The sequence below is a fragment of the Pseudoalteromonas sp. Scap25 genome (assembly GCF_013394125.1).
Lineage (GTDB): Bacteria > Pseudomonadota > Gammaproteobacteria > Enterobacterales > Alteromonadaceae > Pseudoalteromonas.
The window spans coordinates 730,949-754,272 of the sequence record NZ_CP041327.1; the positions used below are offsets into that span (position 1 = coordinate 730,949).

Below are 23,324 nucleotides of genomic sequence, written 5' to 3' on the forward strand. Positions count from 1 at the left end.
TATGCCACTAACAAACGTAAAACCGATTACCATTTTGATGGCAGACGATGATGAAGATGATCGTTTATTAACCCAAGATGCGCTTGCTGAAAGTCGCGTTTTAAATGAATTACATTTTGTTGAAGACGGTGTTGAACTCTTGGAGTATTTAGAGCGCAAAGGCAAGTTTGTAGATAAAAGCATCTCGCCAAGACCAGGCTTAATTTTACTTGATTTAAACATGCCGAGAATGGATGGTCGTGAAGCGCTTGAAGCTATTAAGGCAAATCCAAACCTAAAAGGCATTCCAGTGGTAATTTTAACCACATCTAAGCAAGAAGAAGACATGGTTAAAGGTTATAACCTAGGCGCTGCGTCTTACATAACTAAGCCGGTTACGTTTGACGGGTTAGTTGAGTTGATGAAAACGCTGGGTAAATACTGGGTTGAGTTTGTAGAGCTACCAAGCACGTTTAACGATTAAGCATATTATTAAAACAGGAGACGCTATGTTAGCAAAGGCAACGAAACTGCTATTGGTTGAAGACGATGAAGATGATTACATTTTAACTCGTGACTATTTAGAGCAGCTCAGTTCCCATGTGTTTGACATAGACTGGATAAGCTCTCCTGAGCAGGCGGTGGAAGTGTTGAGTAAAAATCAACATGATATCTGCTTGCTTGATTATCGCTTAGGGGCATCTGATGGCTTGAGTGTTTTAAAACAAGCGCTTAAAAATGGTTTTTGTGGGCCTATTATTATGCTTACAGGGCAATCAAACGATGCCCTCGATTCAGCTGCGCTTGATGCCGGAGCGGTTGATTACTTAGTTAAAAACGAAATGAGTGGTAGCCGGTTTGCTCGCTCTATTCGCTACGCATTAGCGCGCCGTGATGTAGAAGATGAGCGAGTGGAACGCTTAAAAGCCGAGGCTGAAAACCGTTCAAAAGATCGCTTTTTAGCACATTTAAGCCACGAATTACGAACACCGCTATCTTCTATTTTAGGTTATACAGAGTTGTTGATGCTCAGTGACTTTAACAAGCAGGCTGAAAACGAGCTCGGTGTGATTTATCGTAATGGTAAGCATTTATTAAGCTTACTGAATGACGTTTTAGATTTATCTAAAATTGCTGTCGATAAACTCGAACTGAGTTTAGGGGAGGTTAACCTTGATAGCTTAATGGCCGACGTATTTACCTTAATGCGTGTATCGGCGCTCGATAAAGGCTTATCACTAAAATTTGAATCACTGGAGCCTTTACCATTAGTCATTCGTGTAGATGCGACTCGAGTTCGACAAATACTCATTAACCTGATCAATAACGCGATTAAATTTACCGAGCAAGGTGAAATTGTGGTTAATGCGTGGACTGACATGGTTGATGAGCGTGAAATGTTATTTTTTAGTATTAAAGACTCAGGCTTAGGTATTGCTCCTGAAAAACAAGCCCTTATCTTTAAGCCTTTTGAGCAAATAGCTGATGTAGAGTCGCGCTCAGTAGGTGGTGCAGGTTTGGGCTTGGCTATTTGTTCTGAACTACTTAGTCGTATGCAGGGGGATATTTCATTAGACTCCCATGTAGGTAAAGGATCAACGTTTACCATTTCCCTGTACCCTGGTGATATCAGGCAGGTAGAGCGTAATTTATTAAAGCTGGATTTAACCCCCAATATGCAGCAAAAAGTAGCGCCCTGCCAGGTGAGTGGTAAGGTGTTGGTGGTTGATGATTTACGCGATTTACGCGTGTTAGTTGGTCACTTAATCGGTTCAGCAGGCGCTGCGGTCGATTATGCTGATAATGGTAAGCAAGCACTTGAAAAAGTAAAAAAACAGCTAGCAGACGGGCACACTACCTACGATATTATATTTTTAGATATCCATATGCCGGTAATGGGCGGAAAAGAAGCTGCTATTGAGCTTAGAAAGCTAGGATTTAAAGGCGCAATCATAGCCTTAACTGCAGCAACTATGAAAGGCATTCATAACGAACTCAATGCGTTAGGGTTTGACGATATGATTGCCAAACCTGTAGATTCCCACTTGCTTTATCAATGCTTAGAGTTAAGGCTCGGGCAAAAAGAACAGCCTACTTCATCTATTCAGCCAATGCCTAAACCGAGTAGAGATAAGAAGTGCTTTTTATTAGTAGAAGATGATGCTGATGCCGCACAAATTACCCAGCTATTACTAGAAAGCTTGGATGTGGATACCGATATAGCAGCAAGTGTTAAAGACTGTAAGGCAGTACTAGAGCATAATAGTAATTACGATAAAGTATTACTTGATATGCATTTGCCAGATGGTACCGGTTTAGAGCTGGCTGGGTTTATTAAACAGCATTACCCTAATATTAAGCGCGTTATTATTAGTGGTATGGAGCCCGATGCTGTGCATATCAGGCAACTAGAAATAGAGCAGGTATTGTTAAAACCAATAAATTTATCATTACTCAATCAGCTTGTTTAACAGCCTATTAGCTTACCTAGATGTTAAAGGTTTAACCACAGATTGGCGTATAACTAACTCGGGCTCAAATAACGTTTGAATAGGGTGTACGCTTTTTTGATAAACATGACTAAGTACCCACTGCGCTGCCACTTTACCCATCTCATCGATAGGATAGTTTATAGTGCTCAACGGAGGGTAAACGTGACGGGTAAAAAACACGTTATCGTAGCCAATAATTGAAAGCTGCGAAGGTAGTTGTATACCATGCTCTCTGGCACTCACCATGGCACCAGTGGCCATTTCGTCATTGGCACACACCAAGGCGGTAAAGGCGGGGTTATTTTTATAAAGTGTAGCAAAGCCTTCATAGCCACTTTCTTCTACAAAGTCACCTTCAAATAAATTGTTTTCATCAAATTTAATGGCGAATTCAGCAAGCGCTTGTTTATGCCCATTTAAGCGTTCCTGAGCATCTTTTTTCCATAGTGGACCGCTAATATAGGCAATGTCTTTATGGCCCGATTCAATAATGTATTTAGTGGCTAAATAGCCACCTTTAGTATTATCAAGAATAATACAGCGGTCGGCGAGCTCTTCAATATAGCGGTTTAGCAAAACAAACGGGGTTTTGCCTTTACTGAGTTTTATTAAGTATTCATCACTAATAGCTTCAACATGCAAAATAAGTGCGTCGCAATTGCGGCTAATTAAAAATTCGATGCCTTGTTGCTCTCGCTCTGCGTCACTGTGGCCTGCGGTAATAATAACGTGTTTACCTTGGTTTCTTAGGGTGTTCTCTATACCGCTCATCATCGGCCCATAAAATGGACCCTTAAGCTCTGAAACTAACAAGCCCGCGCTATTAGAGCAATTAGAAGCCAGTGATTGCGCAATAGAGTTAGGGCGGTAGCCCAGCTCTTCCATGGCTAAGGTGACTTTTTTTCTGGTTGCATCACTTACGTTTGCATTGTTGTTCATTACTCTTGAAACAGTGGCAAGTGACACCCCTGCAAGCTTTGACACTTCATAAATGGTGGCCATACTATTCCTTGCTACAAATTGCTTTTCTGTGTTAAATCGGCAGTGATTTTTTTAATGGTTTTATTGTCTAGGCTGTATTTACTCATTATTAATGCCACAAGTACACTACCAATCGCGGGGTAAAGTGTGAATGAGGTTAAAATACCATTTTTAGTTGCCTCGCTTAATTCCACATTGGCTTGATATTGATAATAAGCAAGTAACCAACCGGCAATCGCTCCGCCTAATGCAAGCCCCAATTTGATAAAAAATACGATGCTTGCGTAAACTAAACCCGTGAGTCGACGGCCATTCTGCCAGACTCCGTAATCAATAGTATCAGCCATTTTTGCCCATAATAAAGGCGTTGCCATTTGAGTGAAAAAACACCATAAAAAATACACCAAAAACGCTAGTAAAACGTGTTCATTAGGGATAAAAAAAGCAAGGCAGCTCAATATGGCGGAAATATATTGTAGATAAACATAAGCCACTTTTTTATCAAAGCGTTTACTTAAAGGTTGTGCGCAGGCGCAGCCTAGAATATTACCAATCATACCTAAGGTTACAAATTCGGTGATTAAATCTTCTTTGCCAAGAACATATTTTACATAGTAAATAGCCAATGTCGTGCGCAACACCATACTGGTCAATAATACCAGAGCCGCCATACACAAGATTTTAAACGGCTGATTTTGCCATAAAACATGAAGTTGTGTTTTTAAAGATAATTTATGCGGTGGATTGCTCACTCGCTCTTTGGTGTAACGAAAACAAATTAGAAACAACACCACACCGAGGCAACTCATAACCAGCATAGTAAGTTGATAGCCCATTTCGTTATTACCATTACCAAACCATGTTACTAAAGGCAAAGTGCAGCTTGTAACCAATAAACCTCCGAGCATGCCAAACACAAACCGGTATGATTGAATGGAGACACGTTCGTTAGGGTTGCTACTTAATACGCCGCCAAGTGCCGAATAAGGAATGTTTATTGCGGTATAAACTAACATTAGCAGGGTGTAGGTAACGAAGGCGTAAATAATTTTGTTGGCGTCACCCATCTCAGGGGTAGTAAAAGTAATCACGCTTATAACGGCAAAAGGGATGGCAAGCCAAAGTAGGTAGGGTCGGTAGCTACCGTATTTAGTATGAGTGGCATCAGTGAGTGCGCCCATTATTGGATCAGTTACTGCATCAATAACTCTAACTACTAAAAAAAGGGTGCCCACAACAGCAGGCGAAATACCAAAAATATCAGTGTAGAAAAAAGTTAAAAACAGCATTACGGTTTGAAAAATAATATTACTGGCCGTGTCACCTAGGCCGTAAGCTATTTTTTCTTTTTTACTCAGCATAAAAGCCACTCGTTATTATTTTTGGCGCTGTTTAAGAAAATCACGATACGCAATTGCGCTTTGTTTTAAGGTACGTTGTTGAGTTTGGTAGTCAACATAGACTAGCCCAAAGCGTTTTTCATAACCATAGGCCCATTCAAAATTATCCATTAAACTCCATGCAAAGTAGCCTTGTACATTAACGCCTTGCTCAACTGCATTATGAACGGCATTAAGGTGGGTATGGTAATAATTGACACGTTGTATGTCATCTACTTTACCATTTATTAATATATCAGCCATCGCTGCGCCGTTCTCTGTTATATATACCTTAGGTAAAGTGTAACGATCATTTAGTGAAAGCAGTAATTCGCACAATCCCTGCGGGTATATTTCCCAGCCCATATCTGTGGTGGCAACATTCTCTAAAGAAACTTCGCTAAACCAATGATCAGGGGTATTTTTGTAATGAATACGAGTATAGTAATTAACCCCTAAAAAATCGATCTTTTGGCTAATAATTGCCATATCTCCATCACTAATCTGTGGCTTTGCATCATTTGCAAGCTCATTAATCACTTCAGGGTAACAGCCCTCTAGTACTGCCCGTATATACCATTGGTTATGATAGTCATCAGCTAATTTAGCAGCGCGTTCATCAGCAGTGGTAAGCGGATAGGATGGGCTAAAGTTAAGTACTATACCGGCTTCTATCGTGGGGCAATTCTTACGTATCACTTGCATTGCGAGTCCATGGGCAAGCAGTAAGTGGTGCGCTGCTTGGCGTCCTGCTTTTTGACTTTTTATGCCTGGTGCATGTACCCCTATTTCATAGCCTAGGTAGGCGCTACAAAAAGGCTCATTTAAGGTCGCATAAGAGTCAACTAAGCCCTCTAGTTGTTGAGTTACTATATGAGTGTAATGAGCAAATTGATACGCGGTATCGCGATTTAGCCAACCACCGTTGTCTTCTAAATGCTGTGGTAAATCCCAATGATATAAAGTGACATAAGTTTTAATGTTGCGCGCTTTTAAAGCTTGTAATAGCGATTTATAAAACGACATTCCTTGAATATTCAAGCTGCCATCTTGGTGTAAAACGCGTGGCCAAGAAATCGAAAGACGATAAGCGTCTACAGCTAAATCAGCAATCATTTGTACATCTTGTTGCCAATATTCAATGTGTTTACATGCTTGGTTGCCGTTACTGTTATCTGCAATGGTGTTTGGTTTGTTACAAAAAGTATCCCAAATACAGGGGAGGCGGGTATCGTAACTTCCCTCTATTTGAAAAGAGGCTGTAGCAACCCCAAAAATAAACGGCGGCTTTAAGAGGGCTGACGTGCCTGGTAAGGAGATTGTTTTAAACACAATGAGATACGTCCTTAAGCTTGCAAATAATAATGAGCTTTACAGTAGTTAGCTAAGCAATATAAATTGCATAATACAACAATGTAAGCGCTTACAATATTTTTGTAAATAAATTGATAAATTTTCTCTATATGCTATAAATGTAAGCGCTTACATTTGGTGTTGCAACTATTATCTGCATTTTAAGTTTTACTAAACGCAATAAAATAGAGGTAACAATCTGATAATTAAAAAATAATTAGAGATTATACTATGGCACATATCACACAGCCACTACCGGCAGCAGAAAACAGCCAAAAACCAGGGTCTACACACACCTTTGCGTTAACATCGCTTACGACCTTGTTTTTTATGTGGGGTTTTCTTACTTGCCTAAACGATATTTTAATTCCGTATTTAAAGGGAATGTTCTCCCTTAATTACACCCAAGCAATGTTGGTACAATTTTGTTTTTTTGGTGCCTACTTTGTTATGTCAATTCCTGCAGGGAAGCTGGTCAGTAAAATAGGTTACCAATTTGGTATTGTTGTTGGTTTGGTTGTTGCTGCGATAGGGTGTGCACTATTTTACCCCGCTGCAGAGGCACATGTTTACGAGCTATTTTTACTTGCTTTGTTTGTACTTGCTTCAGGGATCACTATTTTACAAGTCTCTGCCAACCCTTATGTAAGCGTATTAGGGCCTGCAAAAACAGCGTCTTCGCGCTTAACTATGACTCAAGCTTTTAACTCTTTAGGTACAACTGTTGCGCCATTGTTTGGTAGTTGGTTAATTTTGTCAGAAATTAGTCAAGCTACAGCAGAACAAGTTAAGTTTCCTTATTTAATGCTCAGTGCAAGTTTATTAACATTGGCGATTATTTTTGCTTTTTTAAAGTTACCTAAATTAGGTAAAGCGATTGACAGTGAAGCAGAAAACCAAGGTGACACTGAGTTTGTTGATTTAGGCAGTGTATGGAAATATCGTCACCTTATTTTAGGCGCGATTGGTATTTTTGTTTACGTAGGGGCTGAAGTGGCCATAGGTAGTTTTTTAGTTGGCTTTTTAACCCTTGATCATATTGCAGGCTTACCAGAGCAACAAGCAGCACATTACATTAGCTATTATTTTGCAGGTGCAATGATAGGGCGCTTTGCTGGCGCCGCGATTATGCAAAAATTAAACGCAGCCAAAGTATTAGCTTGTCACGGTATTTTAGCAGGCTTACTTGTGTTAATTGCTATGACGGGTCAAGGGTCACTGGCTATGTGGGCTATTTTATTAGTTGGATTATGTAACTCTATTATGTTTCCTACTATTTTTAGTTTAGCACTGCAGGGGCTTGGTAAATACACCTCGCAGGGTTCGGGTATTTTATGTTTAGCGATTGTTGGCGGTGCCATTATTCCGTTATTACAAGGTATGCTAGCTGATAACATAGGTGTGCAATTAGCTCTTATTCTGCCCATTGGTTGCTATTTATATATTACTTATTTCGCGCTGTTTGGTGCAAAAAAAACAACGTCAACTCCTCTTTGAGTTTTAGGTGAATGTTATGATTATTAAACGCACTTTTTCAATCACTGCGCTGATGCTAGCAGCAATAACCAGCAGCGGTTGTTCGCAACCCTCTAACAGTGCTAGTGATGCGACAAGCCCAAAAGAAATTTGGCCAACAATCGAAACGGGCATTAAAAGCGACGCTCAAATGGAGCAAAAAATCGCTGATATGCTAAAGAGTATGACGCTAGAGCAAAAAATAGCGCAAATGATCCAACCTGAAATCCGTAATATCACGGTTGAAGATATGCGTAAGTATGGTTTTGGTTCTTACTTAAATGGCGGTGGTTCGTTTCCAAACAATAATAAACATGCAACCCCTGAAGATTGGGTTGATTTAGCAGAAAAGATGTACCAAGCATCTATTGATGATTCTTTAGATGGCAGTACCATTCCTACAATGTGGGGCACTGATGCGGTGCATGGACACAACAATGTTATTGGCGCGACTTTATTTCCGCATAATATTGGTTTAGGTGCTGCAAACAACCCTGCACTTATTGAAAAAATAGCCGCTGCCACTGCGCGAGAAGTAATGGTTACCGGTATAGATTGGGTATTTGCACCTACTGTTGCGGTGGTTCGTGATGACCGCTGGGGCCGTACTTACGAAGGATACTCTGAGGACCCTGAAATAGTAAAAGCGTATTCCGCTTCTATTGTTAAAGGATTACAAGGTGCTGTCGATGGCGATTTTTTATCAGACACGCGAGTAGTGAGTACCGTTAAGCACTTTTTAGGTGATGGTGGTACTGTCAATGGCGACGATCAAGGTAATAATATCGCCTCTGAAGAAGAGTTATTTGCGCTTCATGCACAAGGTTATGTAGGTGGTTTGAGTGCAGGTGCGCAAACGGTTATGGCTTCGTTTAACAGCTGGCATGGTGATAAAATACACGGTAACAAATACTTATTAACCGATGTACTAAAAGAAAAAATGGGTTTTGATGGCTTTGTTGTTGGCGATTGGAATGGACATGGACAAGTTAAAGGCTGTTCAAATAGTAACTGTGCTCAAGCTGCTAATGCCGGCTTAGACGTGTACATGGCGCCTGATGAGTGGAAACTACTATTTAGCAACTTGGTTAACCAAGCTAATAGCGGTGAAATCCCACTAAGCAGAATTAACGATGCGGTAACGCGTATCCTACGCGTTAAAATGCGTGCAGGGTTATTTGATAAACCAAGCCCCGCGAAGCGTCCTCTTTCTGGAAAAACTGAAATTATTGGTAGTAGCGATCACCGTGCAGTGGCTAAACAAGCTGTACGCGAATCTCTAGTATTACTTAAAAATAAGCAGCAGTTACTGCCATTATCGCCTAAGACCAACGTATTAGTCGCAGGCATAGGGGCTGATAACATCGGCATGCAGTCGGGTGGTTGGAGCGTTACGTGGCAAGGAACAGGCAATACCAACATTGACTTCCCTGGCGGCAGCTCTATTTACGCAGGTATTAAAGATACTGTAGAGCAAGCTGGTGGCAGTGCAGCGCTGAGTGTTGAAGGGGAATATAAAGCACGCCCAGATGTAGCCATTGTGGTGTTTGGTGAGCAACCATATGCAGAGGGTAATGGTGATGTTGATAACGTTGAATATCAGCGCGGTAATAAAAGCGACTTAGCGTTACTGCGAAAGTTTAAAGATGCGGGGATCCCTGTTGTATCATTATTTATTAGCGGTCGCCCAATGTGGGTTAATGCTGAGCTAAATGTCAGTGATGCGTTTGTTGCTATTTGGCTTCCAGGCAGTGAAGGTGATGCAATTAGTGATGTATTGTTTAAAAATGCAGACGGTTCAATTAACCACGACTTTAAAGGAAAGTTATCGTTTTCATGGCCTGATAACCCAGTCGATAATGAAAACCGCAACGATGAGGGTTACAGCCCATTACTCCCTTATGGTTTTGGCTTAACCTACGGTGATAGCAACGTACTTAAAGATGACTTGGTAGAGCAAACTCAACAGACTGAACAATTGGACGACTTAGTGTTGTTTGAACGTGCTATAAAAGCACCATGGTCGTTGGTATTAAAAAGTGGCGAGCAACAAAAAACGGTGGCGAGCAGCCGCGAGTCATTAGGTGCTGTGAGCATCCAAACATTTGACAAAGAAGTGCAAGAAGATGCACGCGCCATTCGTTTTAATGGTCAAGCGTTGGCTGAGGTTAATTTAGCCGCGGCATTCCCATCTGACTTACGTTCATACGTTGAAAACAATGGCCAACTGCAAATGCAAATTAAAGTAGATAAAGGGGCAACAAGCCCGCTGTGGATTGCTATGGGTTGTGGTGAGAGTTGTCAGGGTAAGTTTGATATTACTGATAACCTTGAGCAATCAGGTCAATGGCAAACATTAAACATCAACTTAAGTTGTTTTGCAGAGCAGGGTGTTGATTTAGCACAAGTGTTCTCCCCTTGGCAGTTAAGCACGCAAGGTGATTGGCATGTATCTATTGCTAAGCTGGCTATTACAGCAAATGCTGCCGAGCAAAGTAGTGTTACTTGTAAGTAGTCAATAACCTATTAACAAACATCAATAAGCAGGTACTAAATGTACCTGCTTATTGCTTTAAAACCGCGTATACAAAAACCTACCAAATTAGTCCCTTCTTACTTTTATTCCATTCTATGTGATTGATTATATTAAGCTCAATAGTTATCATAAAAACATAATAAAACTGCATTCGCTTTTGCATTAATAATTTGAGAGTATGCCAAAATATTAAAAGCGTTATGTAATTAACAGGTGAGAGAATGAATCAAATAAAGCTGGCTTCGCAGAGCATACAGCCTTCAAAAATAGTCTGTGTGGGGCGCAATTACAGTGCGCATATTGCTGAATTAAACAACGAACACCCTGAGCAAATGGTAATTTTTAATAAGCCTAATAGCGCGATCACTAATACCTTACTCTCTTCCCATAACGGTGATACGTTGCATTATGAAACTGAATTATGCTTTGTGATAAAAAATAAGCAGCTTGCAGGCGTAGGGATTGGACTTGATTTGACTAAGCGAGCTTTGCAAAGCAGTTTAAAAGAAAAGGGCTTGCCGTGGGAACGTGCTAAAGCATTCGATGGCTCAGCATTATTTAGTGATTTTATTGAGTTAACGCCAGAAATGACATCGTTTATATTTGAATTACATATTGATGGTAAAGTCATTCAGCACGGAGAAACCCAGCTAATGTTGCACCAACCTGCGCAAATTCTGGCAGAGGTAAATGAGTTTATGGGTTTAGAAGAGGGCGACATTATTATGACCGGCACGCCTGCTGGCGTAGGGATGGTAAGCGCCGGGCGAGAGTTTAAAGTTGCTCTTTATTCTGACTCTGGTCAGCAGTGTTTATTGGAGCATCATTGGTCTGTGAGTCAAAGTTAAGCACATATTGATTATAGGCTTTATTAAAGTCACTAAAGTGTTCATTTAACCAGTATTGTTGATTATTTTTGTATTGCTCTGAGGTTAAAATATTGTTTTTTAGTACGTGATTAATCTTTTTAATTGCCATAGATGCAAAATTATTTGGGGCATTAGTCGCACAACCAACGGCTATTGGAACTAATTTATTTTTATTTTGGGCAATCGGTAGGTTTACAATATTTGATTGATTGCCTTTGCTAAAGTGGCTAGTGATAAATGGGTAATCAAGCGAGTAATCTAAAGAGCCGTGTTTTAAGCGCTCCATTACAACACCACTTTCATTATCACTACTCCAGCTCATAGAAACATTAGAGTGAGTTAATGAATTTTCAATAATATTGTTTATCTGCACAGAAAAACGACGCGCATCAGCTTGACCGTAAGTGAAGTTTTTATCAGCAAGTAAACTCACTAAGTTGATAGGATTACCATGCTTAGAGGTTAATTGAGGTGCTTTTGCCGCGGTAGTTATGATGTTATGTGGGGGATAAACCGCTGTAGGTAATGAATATAAAAACTGTTTATTTGCACTGCGTTTGTAAATAGCGCATGGAAAACAAACGTTCCTACCCTCATCTATATATTTATTAATCCGCTTTTGCGGTAAAACTAAGCGGGTATGTTTCACCCCTTTTATGCTATGCATTAGCTGTTGTGTTAAATCATCGCATAAGCCAAGCTGTTTTGTTTCTTTGCTTAAATGAAACGGGGGGGGTCTTACTTTGTAACCATAAAATTTCTTCTATTGGCTTTGCTGTTTTACTATGACTGCAAGTAGCAAAAGTTACCAAAATGCCAAGACATAAAAAACGAAGTGATTGCATTACAAATAGATCCGCCTAGAAAATTTGTTGCGTATTATACTGGTAGCGGCTAAAAAATAAACATAAAGAACAGCAAAGAATCAATATTATCGAATTGTACTTTTTCCTTGCTGTTCTTTTAACCTGTCAGGCTGCAGATCTTGTTCGGTGATTAAATCGCCCCTAGTATGGCATTGGGTTATTTCTAAATATGCTATCAATTGCTGATAACGCATCATCATTGAGAGTTAGCTCAAACGCATCAATGTCTTCTTTTAGCTGCGTCATAGTAGTGGCACCAATAATAGATGAGGTAACGCCATCCACTTGATTACACCACGCTAGCGCCAATTGTGCTGGTGTAATGTTGTGTTCATGTGCAAGTTCAACATACTCTTTGGTCGCCTTTTGTGATTGTGGCGTATCACGAAAAATACCGTTACGCTGCATAAATGTCCAGCGAGAGCCTTCAGGGCGCGCTCCATTGAGGTACTTACCCGTTAATAGCCCAGCAGCCAGAGGTGACCAAGGTAGATAAGCAATATCTTCATGCACACATTGCTCTATTAAATAAGGCCAATCTTTCGCATGCGCTAAACTAAACTCATTTTGAATAGACACCATTTTTGGTAAGTTGTGCTCTTTGGCTAAATTTAAAAATTGGCTAATTCCCCACGGGGTGTCGTCAGAAAGTCCACAGTGTTTAATTTTACCCGCTTTAACACACACATCTAAGCCCTCTAAAATATCAAGCATGTCAGCGGTGTGTTGTTTTGCATCGACATCAGTAAATTTAAGCATGCCAGGCCATTGCCTTGCAAAATGAGGAGTGCGGCGATTTGGCCAATGTAATTGGTATAAGTCAATATAGTCGGTTTGTAGGCGTTTTAGAGACTGATCAACTGCATCAATAACAGCTTGGCGAGTAATATCACCACCATCACGGATCCATGAAAGCCCATTACCGGCAATTTTAGTTGCAATAACAATGTCTTTTCGTTTCTGTGAATTACGTGCAACCCAATTCCCTATAATTTCCTCAGTTTTACCATAAGTATCGGGGGAGGGAGGAACTGCATACATTTCTGCCGTATCAATAAAGTTAACACCACGGTCAAGAGCATAGGCTATCTGTTGGTCGGCATCATGCTGGTTGTTTTGTACTCCCCAAGTCATACTACCTAAACAGACCCTAGAAATACTAATATCACTACTGCCTAATTGACTATATTGCATTACTAATCCTAATTATTTGTTTTCTGAGTTTGCTTTTAAAGCCGATAACAAAGGTTCTGTGATCGTGGCTTTTTGCCCTGTTTTAAAGTCAAACATCACCACTTTTGACATGCCAGTGGTGGTTATCGCATTTTGCGCATGGCTAAATACACTGTAATTCATTACAAAGCGGTCAGGTTTAATATCACTGATAGTAATACCTACGCTTAATGTGTCAGGAAACGTTACAGGGCGTTTGTAGCGAATATTATTTTCACTGATCACAGGGCCAGTGGCTTTAGCATTGATAGTATCAAATAAATTTAATTTATTTAAAAAATCGATTCTGGCTATTTCAAAATAACGAAGATAAACACAGTTATTAACATGCTGTAGGGCATCCATATCGCCCCACGCTACAGTAATGTCGGTATGAATAGGGTGTTGTTGTTTAAACGTTTCCATGTATTTATAGCTCTTGGTTTTAAAGTATTTAGATTAGCAACATGGTCGGATGAGCTCAAGGGAATTATAGTTGGCAAAAATTCTAGGGCTAAAATTGTACCTCCTTGAATTCATGACTATAGTAACTATTAACACACAAGGAGATAACGATGCAGAATATAATTAATTGGTTATTGGCATGCACTGTTTTTATAGCTTCGTTCACTTGTTACGCTATGGGTAATGAGGCAGGAGCGATTATTTTGATTTTACTAGGCTTTTCTTTAGAAGTACTATTTTGGATGTATTGCTTTAATAAGCCCAAGAAAAATAGTCGCTCTTTTTAAATAACAGCAAGCTTGCTAATTAGTAGAGATTCCACAATAATAACTGTATAGATAAACAGTTGTTATTGTGTGATGAAAAAGTTTATTCATATAGACATGGACTGCTTTTAAACTTGAGGGTGTTATCTGTGGGGTTTATTTGTAAGTGAACCTGTTTCTGCTAACTTTAGATAAAGAGTTATCTAAGTAAGTTAATTGATGCGCAGATACAGTGATAAAAAAATAAATAAACACTACATTTATCTAGATAGTGACAGGGTCCCTATACTCCTTCCTTGCCTATTTGCTCGCTATACAGAAGTTGTAGGTAAAAAAATAGACTTGATAAAGAGGAAAAATAGGAACTCAGATCTAATCGAAAATGTGTTTGAAGAAGTGTTTATTGGTGCAGATGCAAGTTATAAAATTTGTAATCATCTTGGGCGGTTTTTAGAGTGGGTTGATAAGTTCGAGGGTGAAGGAAATATTACTCTTAGTATACATACAGCTTTGCCCCAAGAATTAATAAATGACTATATTAATGAGTATCTTATAACAGAATGTCGGAGTAGCGAAGCTGTTGCAAATCAGGCCGTAAACTCTCTAAAAGCTTATTACAATTGGCTACAGTATTTTTTGGACAATAAATATAAAAATATTGGCATCAAATCTTCCCATATCTCCATCGCGAGAAGTAACTCTAAACCTAGTTTAAGTGTGAAGTATTTGTTACCTCAAACAAGGGAGCTGATTTATCAAAGTGCTAACTCTTTACTTGAAGAAATCATTTTGAGAAATGGAGGTGAGTTAGGGTGTCGTTCTAAAGAGAATCAAGGGTTTCTTCTTAAAGACTTTAATGAAAGCACTCAGAAACACAAGGGATTGCTATCTCTTTTCAAGGAGCTGAAGAAGCAGCCGCACAAAGAAGAGTTCAAATATTACCTCTCATCACTCTATACAAAATATAGCCGCTCTAGGTTCCTGTATATACCTAGATACTTATTAGAAAAAATGGAACAGTATTTTCGTTTAGAACGACCTCTTACAGATTCAAACCATTTATTCGTTTCAAATTCTACTAATCTGACTAGTGGAAGATGTATTTCAACAAAGTTTGGTACCGATACTTTTGCTAAGACTCGCAATAAAGTGATTAATGAAATACAAAATAATCCAGACATTTATAGATCTTATCAAGATATTGAGTTCACGAATGTTTATCATCATCTTCGGCACTCCTTTGGAACTGATATATTTTATAACTTGTGTGAGGGAGCTAATAAACATTATGAATCAATTACTACAACATCGGCTATTTATTTAACCACTGCAAACAGGCTAGGGCATAAAGTTGATGGCCAATTTTCTAATTCAGTAACAAAATCATATATTCATAGCTGCGGTCTAAAAGAGCAGCTTTTAAAGGAGTGTAGCTTTGGATGATATGAAAAAAGTACCGAGTCATAACTCTAGCTATTATGAATCAATAGTAAGAAGGAATTTTAACTCAAATGAACCTGCAAGCTTCAGATATCCGCTCTCAGCTACTTCGATTGTTGTGCCTGCGTTAAAAGCTTATCCAGAGAGAGTTATTACTTTTAATGTAAAAGGTGAGACATATAAGCGATTAATTTTTAAGGCGATTATCGCTTCTTATAATTATTCATTTTTAGATGAATTTGCCCCACCTTCAGCAAAGTATCGCTTCACTAGTTCAGCTCACCTTTTTGTAGAGTGGTTAAACAATACAAACATAAAAAACCCCTATACTGTTTTAAAGGAGTACGAGTCTTATCGTTTTGATACCTTAAATAATCATGGAGGCGAAAGCGCTCTTCGAAAGCTAAGAACAGTTTTATTTTATGCTTTAGAAAGGTCAAGTGAACTGAGCTCATCTATCGAGCCTGAGCAATTACAATATCTTTTCGAAATTTATAAAACCAAAGTAAGTCCAAATTTTAATAAGAAGCAAATTTCGCTAGCTGGTTATTTTGGTGAATTAGACTGGCTTAGAAATGATGATATTGGAATTGGCAATCAACTATATCAGGTCCTTGCATCGCCAAAAATAACCATTCGTTCACTAAGAGCTACAGCGTCATCAATAATAATAGAACTCTATGAATGTAAGCTGGCTCTAAAAAGGTTTTTAGAAGTATCTGATTTCTCTTTGTTCGATTTTAATATGCTAGGCCCAAATAAGAATGTTAAATACTATAAAAAATCTTTTACGGGGCGGGCGATATTTTGCTTACTGTATAAATATCATTGTCTGAAAAAAAAAGAACCTAAACTCCGAAATGCCTTAGTACTTGTGTTATTAGCTAATACAAGTAATAAAAAGAGTTTTATAAAAGTCTTATCTGCTCTAGAAAGTGAAATAGAACTAAATCGAATTTTTATTTCAACTAAAGGGCCAAATAAAGGTCAGTTAAGTAAAACCTTTCTTTCTGAGAGCTTCTCTGTGGCTGGATCAAATAGTCCATTATTTGGGCTTAATGAATTAAAGCTACTTTGTTCTGGTACCCAGAAATTACCAATATCAGAAATTGAAAATTTATTGTTTTCATGGTTAATGGCAAGCTTGGCGGTCCAACCATCAGATATAGGTAAGTTAAGTAAAAACTCTTTCCGTTACCTTAAAATTGGAGGCCGAGTAACCCACATTGAGTGTGAGTACTTTAAGGGAAGAGCAAATTCTATACATACAACACATTCCATATCTACAAAATTGGTAACAGGGAAGGCTATATATAGCTTTATAAATCAATGCGATGCTGGGAGTCTTGTTAAGCTGAGTTCAAACATACCAGGAGTATTTGACGGCTTTTACTCTTTATCCGGTGTTTTGTTCGAGCTTTTAAGTCTTGATTTCATTAGAGATGTAATACAGAAAACACATTTACATAGTGGAAAAATTCCTCCTGTTATTTCTGAAGTATTAATAAAGTTAATTAAAAATGGTGTTCACTCAAAAAGTAATCATCTAGTTATAACTAAAAAACCTATATCAGAACGAGAGGTGTTAGCTAGAGAGTCTGGTACGTTATGCCATAGCGCTCTTTTTGGGCTTCAAGCTATAAAAAACTCAGCTGTTCATGCTTTTAGTGATCCATATACATTATATTATTTGACTAATAGAAATTCTCACACCAACAGAACCGAAAAAATGCATTATTTAAATGCAGATAATGAAGAATGGATAAATGATTCTGGTCGAATTACACGTAATGTGATGATTGATTTAATAAATAATGTTTTTAATTTAGCTGAAGAACTTGATGAAAATGAAGTATCTAGATTCAATGATGAGTTTTATGAAGTTACTGAACACATATCTCGAAAAAGTCATGAAATGATTATGAGATTAAAGGTAGTGACAAATCAGCAAAAAGGAAGAATTAATGAAGTTGGTGTTTTATCCCCTGACAATAAACAAGAAACTGAAAGGTTTGATCATATTTATGTAGTTGATAGCCCCTTAACTGTTTTTAGAATGAAAAATTACCTATATGAATTTGAATCGAATTATAAAAAATTACTGAGTGTAAACCCCAGCTATTTGTATAAGACAGTAGTACCTACTGTGGAGTGGATCAGCTATGTTTTAAGTATTTTGACAAAGCATTCAGTACTCGAGGGAAGTAATATGTTTAAAAAAATGAGGTTAAATAATGTTTCAATCAGTGTGTTTCACTCAATATAGGGGGGGATAATGCAGCCAAGTTTTAGTACATTGGAGTTAAAAAGCTTTTGGGAAACCCAAAATGAAAAGCTAATAGCTCACCCCGATTTTTTGAAATCTGAAGGAGACCTTTTTGATTCAATTCTTGTTTTCAGGAATGCCAAAGGCATAAGGCGATTGGATTTTTCAATACTTCATAAAGACCATACAAAGCTTGAGGAATCAGCTAAATTAACCTTAAAAGGTCAGTTCTACTCACTTACATCTGAAGAGTATGCAAAATTATTCTTTTTACATGGCTTATCTACTAATTCATCCCAAGGAGCTTTTGCAATATATCAAATGGTGATACACCTTTTTACTTTCTTAAACTTCAATGGATGTAAGAGTTTATCAGCCAGCAATATAGAAGATTTCCATACAAGCTTCTTGACCCAATCAGTGGGTGATAAAGGTTTTTTTAATCGCTTATCAGCGCCTTCCTATAAAGGGACATATAATAATGCGAATATTATAAATATAAGAAAGAAACTGCAGTTAACAGGAATAACAGGACTGTTAAGTCATGATCTAACCCCTAAAGCATTTAGAGACTCTCTAGATGATGCTTGTAAATCACTTCTAAGTATTAGTTTTAACCAATACAAGCTGGGAGGAAGTTACAACTTTATGGGCTTGGAAATGGGGCAATATTATATTGACTATATGAGGCAAGTTTATGAAGAAGATTATTTTTATACATTAATTTGCCATGAAGTCATAGACACAATTGCAACCAAGTTCAAATTTAAAAATGCAGGGCATGGAACTCGAAGTTACTGGAATCGAGTGGTACTAGAGACAATTCAAGGTACATTTATACCTAATGTTCATGAAAAAGAAAGCCTTTGGCGCACTAGAGAGAAGGTGCATATAGCAACAGCAGAAGAACTCTTTAAACAATATAACTTACATATAGAAAGAGTTTTATCTTTAAGTGACAGTTGCATCAGTGCGTTGGTAAAGTCACTAGGGCTTGAAATACGATTTGATGCTGTAGAAATAATTCGCATTTTAATGCTTCAAAAGCTTTATCCTTTCCAATCCCATAAATCCCCTGCTCAAGTATGGGAGGGGTATCTTCAATCATTAGATAAGACATTTATAGATAGCAAGCGCTTATCAAATTTATTGGTTGAAGATGTTTATCAAAAGATGGCTGAAATAGTCATTGCTCGTAAGCTCAATATAAGTGCATTTAAAAAGTCATTAAGGTCTTGGGCCAGAGAGTTAATGGGTGGATCTCTTGGGAAAAATATAACTGATCTAACTGTCGAAATGGACCGCGTAACTCATGCAATGACTACATTAGTTGTTTCATGGCTAGGTTACAGAGCAAGTGAATTTGGCTTCCCTTTAACAGCAATACATGTTGAACCTAATAACGATATACTGGATAACTCTCATGTTCCCTTTAGGTTTAAGTTAAGATGGGTTGTCCCTAAAACTCATGACAAGTTAAAAGTCGAAAGAGAAATTACATCTCAATGTTATCAGATAGCAGCTCAGCTTAACCATTTATTTAAACCATCTGCCAGTGAACCCTGCTTGTATAGGTTTACAGGCGGAAACCAAAGTTTGAATACTCCAAATGAATCAGAACATATTATTGAGCATAGAGTCAAAGCGAATTGGGATGACTTTGTTCAAAGATACAAGCCATTCAAAGAGGTTACGCTCTTAGAAAAGTTATTAAGCAAACAATACCTGTCGAAAAAACAGTCAAAAGAATTAGAAGTGTTAATAAGTAAATATGATATTACAGGCTCAAAGGCGCAGAAATTATTAGAAACATATCGAGAAGTTAATAGAGATCTAACAAAGCTACAATGTAGTTCATTTGCCGGAAATAAACCCCAGAAAAGATTTAAAGAGTCGTTAATTGAGTTTAATAAAACTGGAAAAATATCAAACTTTGAACACAGTTTGGTAGTTGAAAAGTACCTTTCTGAAGAAACTAAAGAGTGGTTAAGAGCAGATCGTATTACTTTAGACCAAAAGGCAATGATGGATATCTCAAATGAATTAAAGCAAGATGTTAGATACCCAACAGCACATTCCTTTCGTCATATTTGGGCTGAAGCGGTTTTAACTCGTTATCAAGGGGACGTAGCTGCTGTTATTAGACATCAGTTCTGTCACTTAGATGAATCCTTTTTTATGGCTTACCTTCGTAACAAAGAACCTCAATTGTTGATGAAATCAGCTCGAATTAAAGTGCTTAATTCTATTGTAGATACATTATTAATTGATTCGGAAAAGAACGGTAAAAGCTATTTAGGTGGCTTTTCAAGGTATGTAAGTAAAGCCAAAAGCTTAACAAAGGCAGTCTCACCTAGCGAGATTCTAGAGCTTAGGGAGCGTATAGCTGGGCGGATTATTTCTATTCAGCCATCACATTTCTCGACATGTATTCCCAGAGAGGGAGCTGAGAGTCGAGCAAAGTGTGCAGAATTTGGAGATATGGCACCTCATAATGCAAAACCTGAATTTTGCTTAAACTGTTCAAATGCGGTCATTACAAGTGAAAATTTAAGAGGAATTTGGTTAACGATACAGCCTTTTGTTAAAGAAGCTTTAGATGAAAATATTCCGGGGTTTATGATAGAGCATCATATCCCCTTATTACGTTCTGGTTATAAAAGAATAAAACAACTCGAGAATTCCAATAACCAAAACAACGTATTGAAAATTTTAAATATGATAGAAAAGGCAATCTCTAATATTGAACAAAATGTTTATAAAATGGAGGTTTAGATGTCGAATGAATTAGATGAGCTGATGACTGATGAATTTCTTTCCGGCTTAGATAGCCCAAGTAATAATAATGAAGGATTGTTAGATAAGCCATCGTGGGTAAAAGGTGGTACTGTACATACAACATTTAAAGCTTGGAGAGCGATTTTAGATCTCCAAGCGATAAAAGAAAAAAGTATCAAAAATTATGGAAAAGTAGCTGACAGAAAAACACCGAAGTCGTTATATCAAATAAAAAAATCGGATGTAGCTGAGATAGTTGCCATAAAGTCACAAAGCTTATTTCGTACTTCGAGTTTTAGTGATGATATTAGAGATTTTTTTGATGATGTTAATTCGGAATTGCTAGAACTTTTTGAAATAGAACAAAACAAGCAAAGATTACGAAGAAAAAGAACGGGTGTCCGAAGTAAGTGTAAACCTGATTTAGTTGATGATGTTCAGGTTTTAAGAGAAAAGGTTGAAGAGCTAGAACGTCAAACTGTTAAGGACACGTTAGACCTTATGCTACAAAGAATGCCATTAGATTTAAGAAGAAAAATGGGGATGTAGTATATTAAGCCGCCGAACGATGAAAAGTGTATTATATTTGTCTTTAGTTATAGTATTAGAGTGTATCTATGGAAAAAGTAGAGCTGTATAAACAAAGCTTATCGAGATTTATTTTTAGTGAACTTATTGTATTTCTTTCTCAAGTAGCCATTTTCTTCGTGGTTGCTGTCCTCACCTCTGACTTTCTAGGCAGTGAAGAAAAATTATTAGCCTTTTCAAAGCAGAAAATTAATGATGGTTCTTTTGGAGAGCTAGGGTTAACTTTTTTAGCTATTATTTTCGTAACAGGTATTTTTACTACTATCGGTAAGGTTTTTGATAATAAACAAGTTGGAGAGTTTATTGATGAAATTTTATATGAAATGCCAAAAACAATTTATGTATTTGGTTCAGCTGCTACAGGGGTTATGTTAGCAGCATCTTTATATATTCAGATGAACCCTGATGCTAATTCGGAAACTGGAGCTATAAGTTTTGCTGTATTAACATTCCTTTTCGCCATGATGATTTTTCTTTACGGATGTGCATTTAGTTATGCATTAAAGCGAAAGACTCATATAAAAAGAAAAGATCAATCTCAATAGCGTTACACACTAATTGGCACCTGATAAAGCTAAATATTTACAAAATTAGAAATAATACTTTAGTAATTCCAGATAGGATATGGCATTATTTCACTGTTTTTATATACAGTGTGTTGTCTTGAGCTACTATGAGAAGAATTATTCATGTTGATATGTTATCTGATGTTTAATTTCTTGACGTTAGTGAGCGAGCGGAAAGAGCTGTAGTTACGCTGTTTGCTTTGGCATTTAACTGAATCACACCCTTGTCAATCCTGACAAGTTTAGTGTCATGCAAAAATTCAATTATTATAGAGTGCAGAATAGCGATAAATCGTACCCACATTATAAAATCTTGACAAACTTTTAATGTAAAATGGACTAGATACTAGAGTAAATATAATGGGTTTACTTAAAAGAAATTTTAAATAACATGCAGAAGTTGATCCATATAGACATGGATGCATTCTTTGTATCTGTTGAAATTAGAGATAGGCCAGAGTTGGCAAATCTTCCTGTTGCTGTGGGGGGAAACTCTAAAAGGCGAGGTGTACTTTCGACTTGTAATTATATAGCAAGAGAATTTGGTGTTCGTTCAGCAATGCCAACGAGTGTGGCACTGATAAAGTGTCCAAATTTGGTGCTTGTACCATCTCGAATGGATGTATATAAAGAGGTGAGTACTCATATTCGGGAAATATTTTCACGTTATACCAATATTATTGAACCTCTTTCATTAGATGAAGCTTATCTTGATGTCACAGATTGCAAATTATTTAAAGGTTCAGCCACTTTAATAGCCCAAGATATTAGAGAAACAATCTACAGAGAAACGGGCCTAACCGCTTCTGCTGGAATTTCTTCTCTGAAGTTTCTTGCTAAAGTTGCTTCAGACTATAATAAACCAAATGGTCAATTTGTTATTACACCTTCAGAAGTTTGTAGCTTTATTGCCGAATTACCTTTAAATAAGATTTCAGGTGTAGGTAAGGTTACTTTTGAAAAACTAAAGTCATTAGGGTTGGAATATGGTCGAGACATTCAAGCTGTCGATCAGGCAATTATTAATAATAACTTTGGTAAATTCGGACTGGTGCTTTATCAACGGTGCCAAGGTATAGATAATAGAAATGTTGAAACAACACGAGTTAGAAAGTCGGTAGGTGTTGAGAGAACATTTCCTGAAGATATTGATGATTTAGATACTCTTCGTAGTATCTTAACCGATAAGCTGATACCTGAATTAAAAAAACGGTCTGAAAAGTATTTACATGAGCGAAAAATAAGTAAATTAGGAGTGAAAGTTAAATTCAATGATTTTCACCAAACGACTAAAGACTTTGCCTATTCTAACTTTGATGAAGGGATATTTTTAGATTTGCTGACAGAAGCAGTGAATCGTGGTGATGGTAAAAAGGTTAGACTTTTAGGGGTTCATATTGGTCTTAATAACATCGAAGTTAAAAATCAGCAATTTGAACTATCATGGTAGAAAATGGAAACCTTGCCTTATTATTTAAAAAGCGTTACAGAAATAATCATAAATAAAAAGCCTGTTAGTTATTGGCGTAAATGAAGTTTTATAAATATAAATTACTTTCCGTTTTGAAAAATATATAGGTAGTTTTATATATAGTATAGTTTTCAAATTATAAATTGAATACCTTTAGAAAAACAATCAAATTAGAAGTGGTTTTTAATGAAAGATATGACAAAGTCGCTTGGTGATAAAAAGTCTTAACTTGGCCAGTCAAGTTCGTCCAGTAGAACTCACAGCACTTAGCTGTTATTCGGCTTAGAGCGAGAACCAGTCAG

Annotated in this window: 18 protein-coding genes; 12 read left to right on the forward strand and 6 right to left on the reverse strand. The window is 37.5% G+C overall.

The genetic code is table 11. The annotated features are described in order from the left end of the window. Position 1 precedes the first annotated feature (1 nt). The gene (locus FLM54_RS03370; protein WP_010390893.1) at positions 2 to 463 is read left to right on the forward strand and encodes a response regulator; all 462 of its coding nucleotides are present in this window, start codon (positions 2 to 4) and stop codon (positions 461 to 463) included. A gap of 25 nt (positions 464 to 488) precedes the next feature. Next, entirely contained in the window at positions 489 to 2,450 is a 1,962-nt protein-coding gene (locus tag FLM54_RS03375) for a response regulator (RefSeq protein ID WP_178955165.1), read from the forward strand. A gap of 12 nt (positions 2,451 to 2,462) precedes the next feature. On the opposite strand, the gene FLM54_RS03380 is transcribed toward FLM54_RS03375, so the two are convergent. From FLM54_RS03380 to FLM54_RS03390, 3 genes are read right to left on the reverse strand one after another with little or no spacing between them, the layout of a single operon-like run. Further along, positions 2,463 to 3,473, reverse strand: a complete 1,011-nt coding sequence (locus tag FLM54_RS03380) for a LacI family DNA-binding transcriptional regulator (protein ID WP_178955167.1) — start codon at positions 3,471 to 3,473, stop codon at positions 2,463 to 2,465. A gap of 11 nt (positions 3,474 to 3,484) precedes the next feature. Next, a complete protein-coding gene (locus FLM54_RS03385; RefSeq protein WP_178955170.1) occupies positions 3,485 to 4,813 on the reverse strand; it encodes a glycoside-pentoside-hexuronide (GPH):cation symporter in 1,329 nt (442 codons plus the stop codon). Between the two features lie 15 nt (positions 4,814 to 4,828). After that, positions 4,829 to 6,163, reverse strand: a complete 1,335-nt coding sequence (locus FLM54_RS03390) for a GH1 family beta-glucosidase (RefSeq protein WP_178955172.1) — start codon at positions 6,161 to 6,163, stop codon at positions 4,829 to 4,831. A 252-nt stretch (positions 6,164 to 6,415) separates the two neighbouring features. Here FLM54_RS03390 and FLM54_RS03395 point away from each other — a divergent pair, with 252 nt between their 5' ends. The 3 genes from FLM54_RS03395 (at position 6,416) to FLM54_RS03405 (ending at position 11,083) form a co-directional block, all read left to right on the forward strand. Then, positions 6,416 to 7,681: a sugar MFS transporter gene (locus FLM54_RS03395; protein WP_010390899.1), complete on the forward strand. Its 1,266-nt coding sequence runs from the start codon at positions 6,416 to 6,418 to the stop codon at positions 7,679 to 7,681. Positions 7,682 to 7,697: 16 nt separating this feature from the next. Then, a complete protein-coding gene (locus FLM54_RS03400; RefSeq protein ID WP_178955174.1) occupies positions 7,698 to 10,214 on the forward strand; it encodes a glycoside hydrolase family 3 protein in 2,517 nt (838 codons plus the stop codon). A 242-nt stretch (positions 10,215 to 10,456) separates the two neighbouring features. Further along, positions 10,457 to 11,083, forward strand: coding sequence for a fumarylacetoacetate hydrolase family protein (locus FLM54_RS03405; RefSeq protein WP_178955175.1), 627 nt, complete (start codon positions 10,457 to 10,459; stop codon positions 11,081 to 11,083). On the opposite strand, the gene FLM54_RS03410 is transcribed toward FLM54_RS03405, so the two are convergent. From FLM54_RS03410 to FLM54_RS03420, 3 genes are all read right to left on the reverse strand, one after another. Next, a complete protein-coding gene (locus FLM54_RS03410) occupies positions 11,010 to 11,753 on the reverse strand; it encodes an ABC transporter substrate-binding protein (protein ID WP_256729640.1) in 744 nt (247 codons plus the stop codon). The two genes, FLM54_RS03405 and FLM54_RS03410, sit on opposite strands and share 74 nt — an antisense overlap. 358 nt (positions 11,754 to 12,111) lie before the next feature. Further along, positions 12,112 to 13,164, reverse strand: coding sequence for an aldo/keto reductase (locus FLM54_RS03415; protein WP_178955177.1), 1,053 nt, complete (start codon positions 13,162 to 13,164; stop codon positions 12,112 to 12,114). Positions 13,165 to 13,176: 12 nt separating this feature from the next. Beyond that, complete coding sequence (locus tag FLM54_RS03420) at positions 13,177 to 13,608, reverse strand: thioesterase family protein (RefSeq protein ID WP_178955179.1); 432 nt, start codon at positions 13,606 to 13,608, stop codon at positions 13,177 to 13,179. Positions 13,609 to 13,757: 149 nt separating this feature from the next. Here FLM54_RS03420 and FLM54_RS03425 point away from each other — a divergent pair, with 149 nt between their 5' ends. The 7 genes from FLM54_RS03425 to dinB all read left to right on the forward strand — a co-directional run bounded on the left by FLM54_RS03425 (position 13,758) and on the right by dinB (position 23,001). Beyond that, a complete protein-coding gene (locus FLM54_RS03425) occupies positions 13,758 to 13,934 on the forward strand; it encodes a hypothetical protein (RefSeq protein WP_178955181.1) in 177 nt (58 codons plus the stop codon). A gap of 198 nt (positions 13,935 to 14,132) precedes the next feature. Beyond that, positions 14,133 to 15,356, forward strand: coding sequence for a site-specific integrase (locus tag FLM54_RS03430; protein WP_178955183.1), 1,224 nt, complete (start codon positions 14,133 to 14,135; stop codon positions 15,354 to 15,356). Continuing rightward, positions 15,349 to 17,619 carry a hypothetical protein gene (locus tag FLM54_RS03435; protein ID WP_178955185.1) on the forward strand — a complete coding sequence of 757 codons (2,271 nt, stop codon included), beginning with the start codon at positions 15,349 to 15,351 and terminating at the stop codon, positions 17,617 to 17,619. The genes FLM54_RS03430 and FLM54_RS03435 overlap by 8 nt, the downstream gene beginning before the upstream one ends. A 9-nt stretch (positions 17,620 to 17,628) precedes the next feature. Then, entirely contained in the window at positions 17,629 to 20,394 is a 2,766-nt protein-coding gene (locus tag FLM54_RS03440; protein ID WP_178955186.1) for a hypothetical protein, read from the forward strand. Beyond that, positions 20,395 to 20,946, forward strand: a complete 552-nt coding sequence (locus tag FLM54_RS03445; RefSeq protein ID WP_178955188.1) for a hypothetical protein — start codon at positions 20,395 to 20,397, stop codon at positions 20,944 to 20,946. 68 nt (positions 20,947 to 21,014) lie between these two features. Further along, positions 21,015 to 21,530 carry a hypothetical protein gene (locus FLM54_RS03450; protein WP_178955190.1) on the forward strand — a complete coding sequence of 172 codons (516 nt, stop codon included), beginning with the start codon at positions 21,015 to 21,017 and terminating at the stop codon, positions 21,528 to 21,530. A gap of 412 nt (positions 21,531 to 21,942) precedes the next feature. Then, complete coding sequence (dinB, locus tag FLM54_RS03455) at positions 21,943 to 23,001, forward strand: DNA polymerase IV (protein WP_178955204.1); 1,059 nt, start codon at positions 21,943 to 21,945, stop codon at positions 22,999 to 23,001. Positions 23,002 to 23,324: the final 323 nt, after the last annotated feature.

Excerpts from the sequence above, each read along its gene's own strand:
- FLM54_RS03370 (WP_010390893.1), top strand. The coding sequence starts at position 2 with ATGCCACTAACAAACGTAAAACCGATTACCATTTTGATGGCAGACGAT.
- FLM54_RS03375 (WP_178955165.1), top strand. The coding sequence starts at position 489 with ATGTTAGCAAAGGCAACGAAACTGCTATTGGTTGAAGACGATGAAGAT.
- FLM54_RS03380 (WP_178955167.1), bottom strand. The coding sequence starts at position 3,473 with ATGGCCACCATTTATGAAGTGTCAAAGCTTGCAGGGGTGTCACTTGCC.
- FLM54_RS03385 (WP_178955170.1), bottom strand. The coding sequence starts at position 4,813 with ATGCTGAGTAAAAAAGAAAAAATAGCTTACGGCCTAGGTGACACGGCC.
- FLM54_RS03395 (WP_010390899.1), top strand. The coding sequence starts at position 6,416 with ATGGCACATATCACACAGCCACTACCGGCAGCAGAAAACAGCCAAAAA.
- FLM54_RS03400 (WP_178955174.1), top strand. The coding sequence starts at position 7,698 with ATGATTATTAAACGCACTTTTTCAATCACTGCGCTGATGCTAGCAGCA.
- FLM54_RS03405 (WP_178955175.1), top strand. The coding sequence starts at position 10,457 with ATGAATCAAATAAAGCTGGCTTCGCAGAGCATACAGCCTTCAAAAATA.
- FLM54_RS03415 (WP_178955177.1), bottom strand. The coding sequence starts at position 13,164 with ATGCAATATAGTCAATTAGGCAGTAGTGATATTAGTATTTCTAGGGTC.
- FLM54_RS03420 (WP_178955179.1), bottom strand. The coding sequence starts at position 13,608 with ATGGAAACGTTTAAACAACAACACCCTATTCATACCGACATTACTGTA.
- FLM54_RS03425 (WP_178955181.1), top strand. The coding sequence starts at position 13,758 with ATGCAGAATATAATTAATTGGTTATTGGCATGCACTGTTTTTATAGCT.
- FLM54_RS03430 (WP_178955183.1), top strand. The coding sequence starts at position 14,133 with ATGCGCAGATACAGTGATAAAAAAATAAATAAACACTACATTTATCTA.
- FLM54_RS03440 (WP_178955186.1), top strand. The coding sequence starts at position 17,629 with ATGCAGCCAAGTTTTAGTACATTGGAGTTAAAAAGCTTTTGGGAAACC.
- FLM54_RS03445 (WP_178955188.1), top strand. The coding sequence starts at position 20,395 with ATGTCGAATGAATTAGATGAGCTGATGACTGATGAATTTCTTTCCGGC.
- FLM54_RS03450 (WP_178955190.1), top strand. The coding sequence starts at position 21,015 with ATGGAAAAAGTAGAGCTGTATAAACAAAGCTTATCGAGATTTATTTTT.
- dinB (WP_178955204.1), top strand. The coding sequence starts at position 21,943 with ATGCAGAAGTTGATCCATATAGACATGGATGCATTCTTTGTATCTGTT.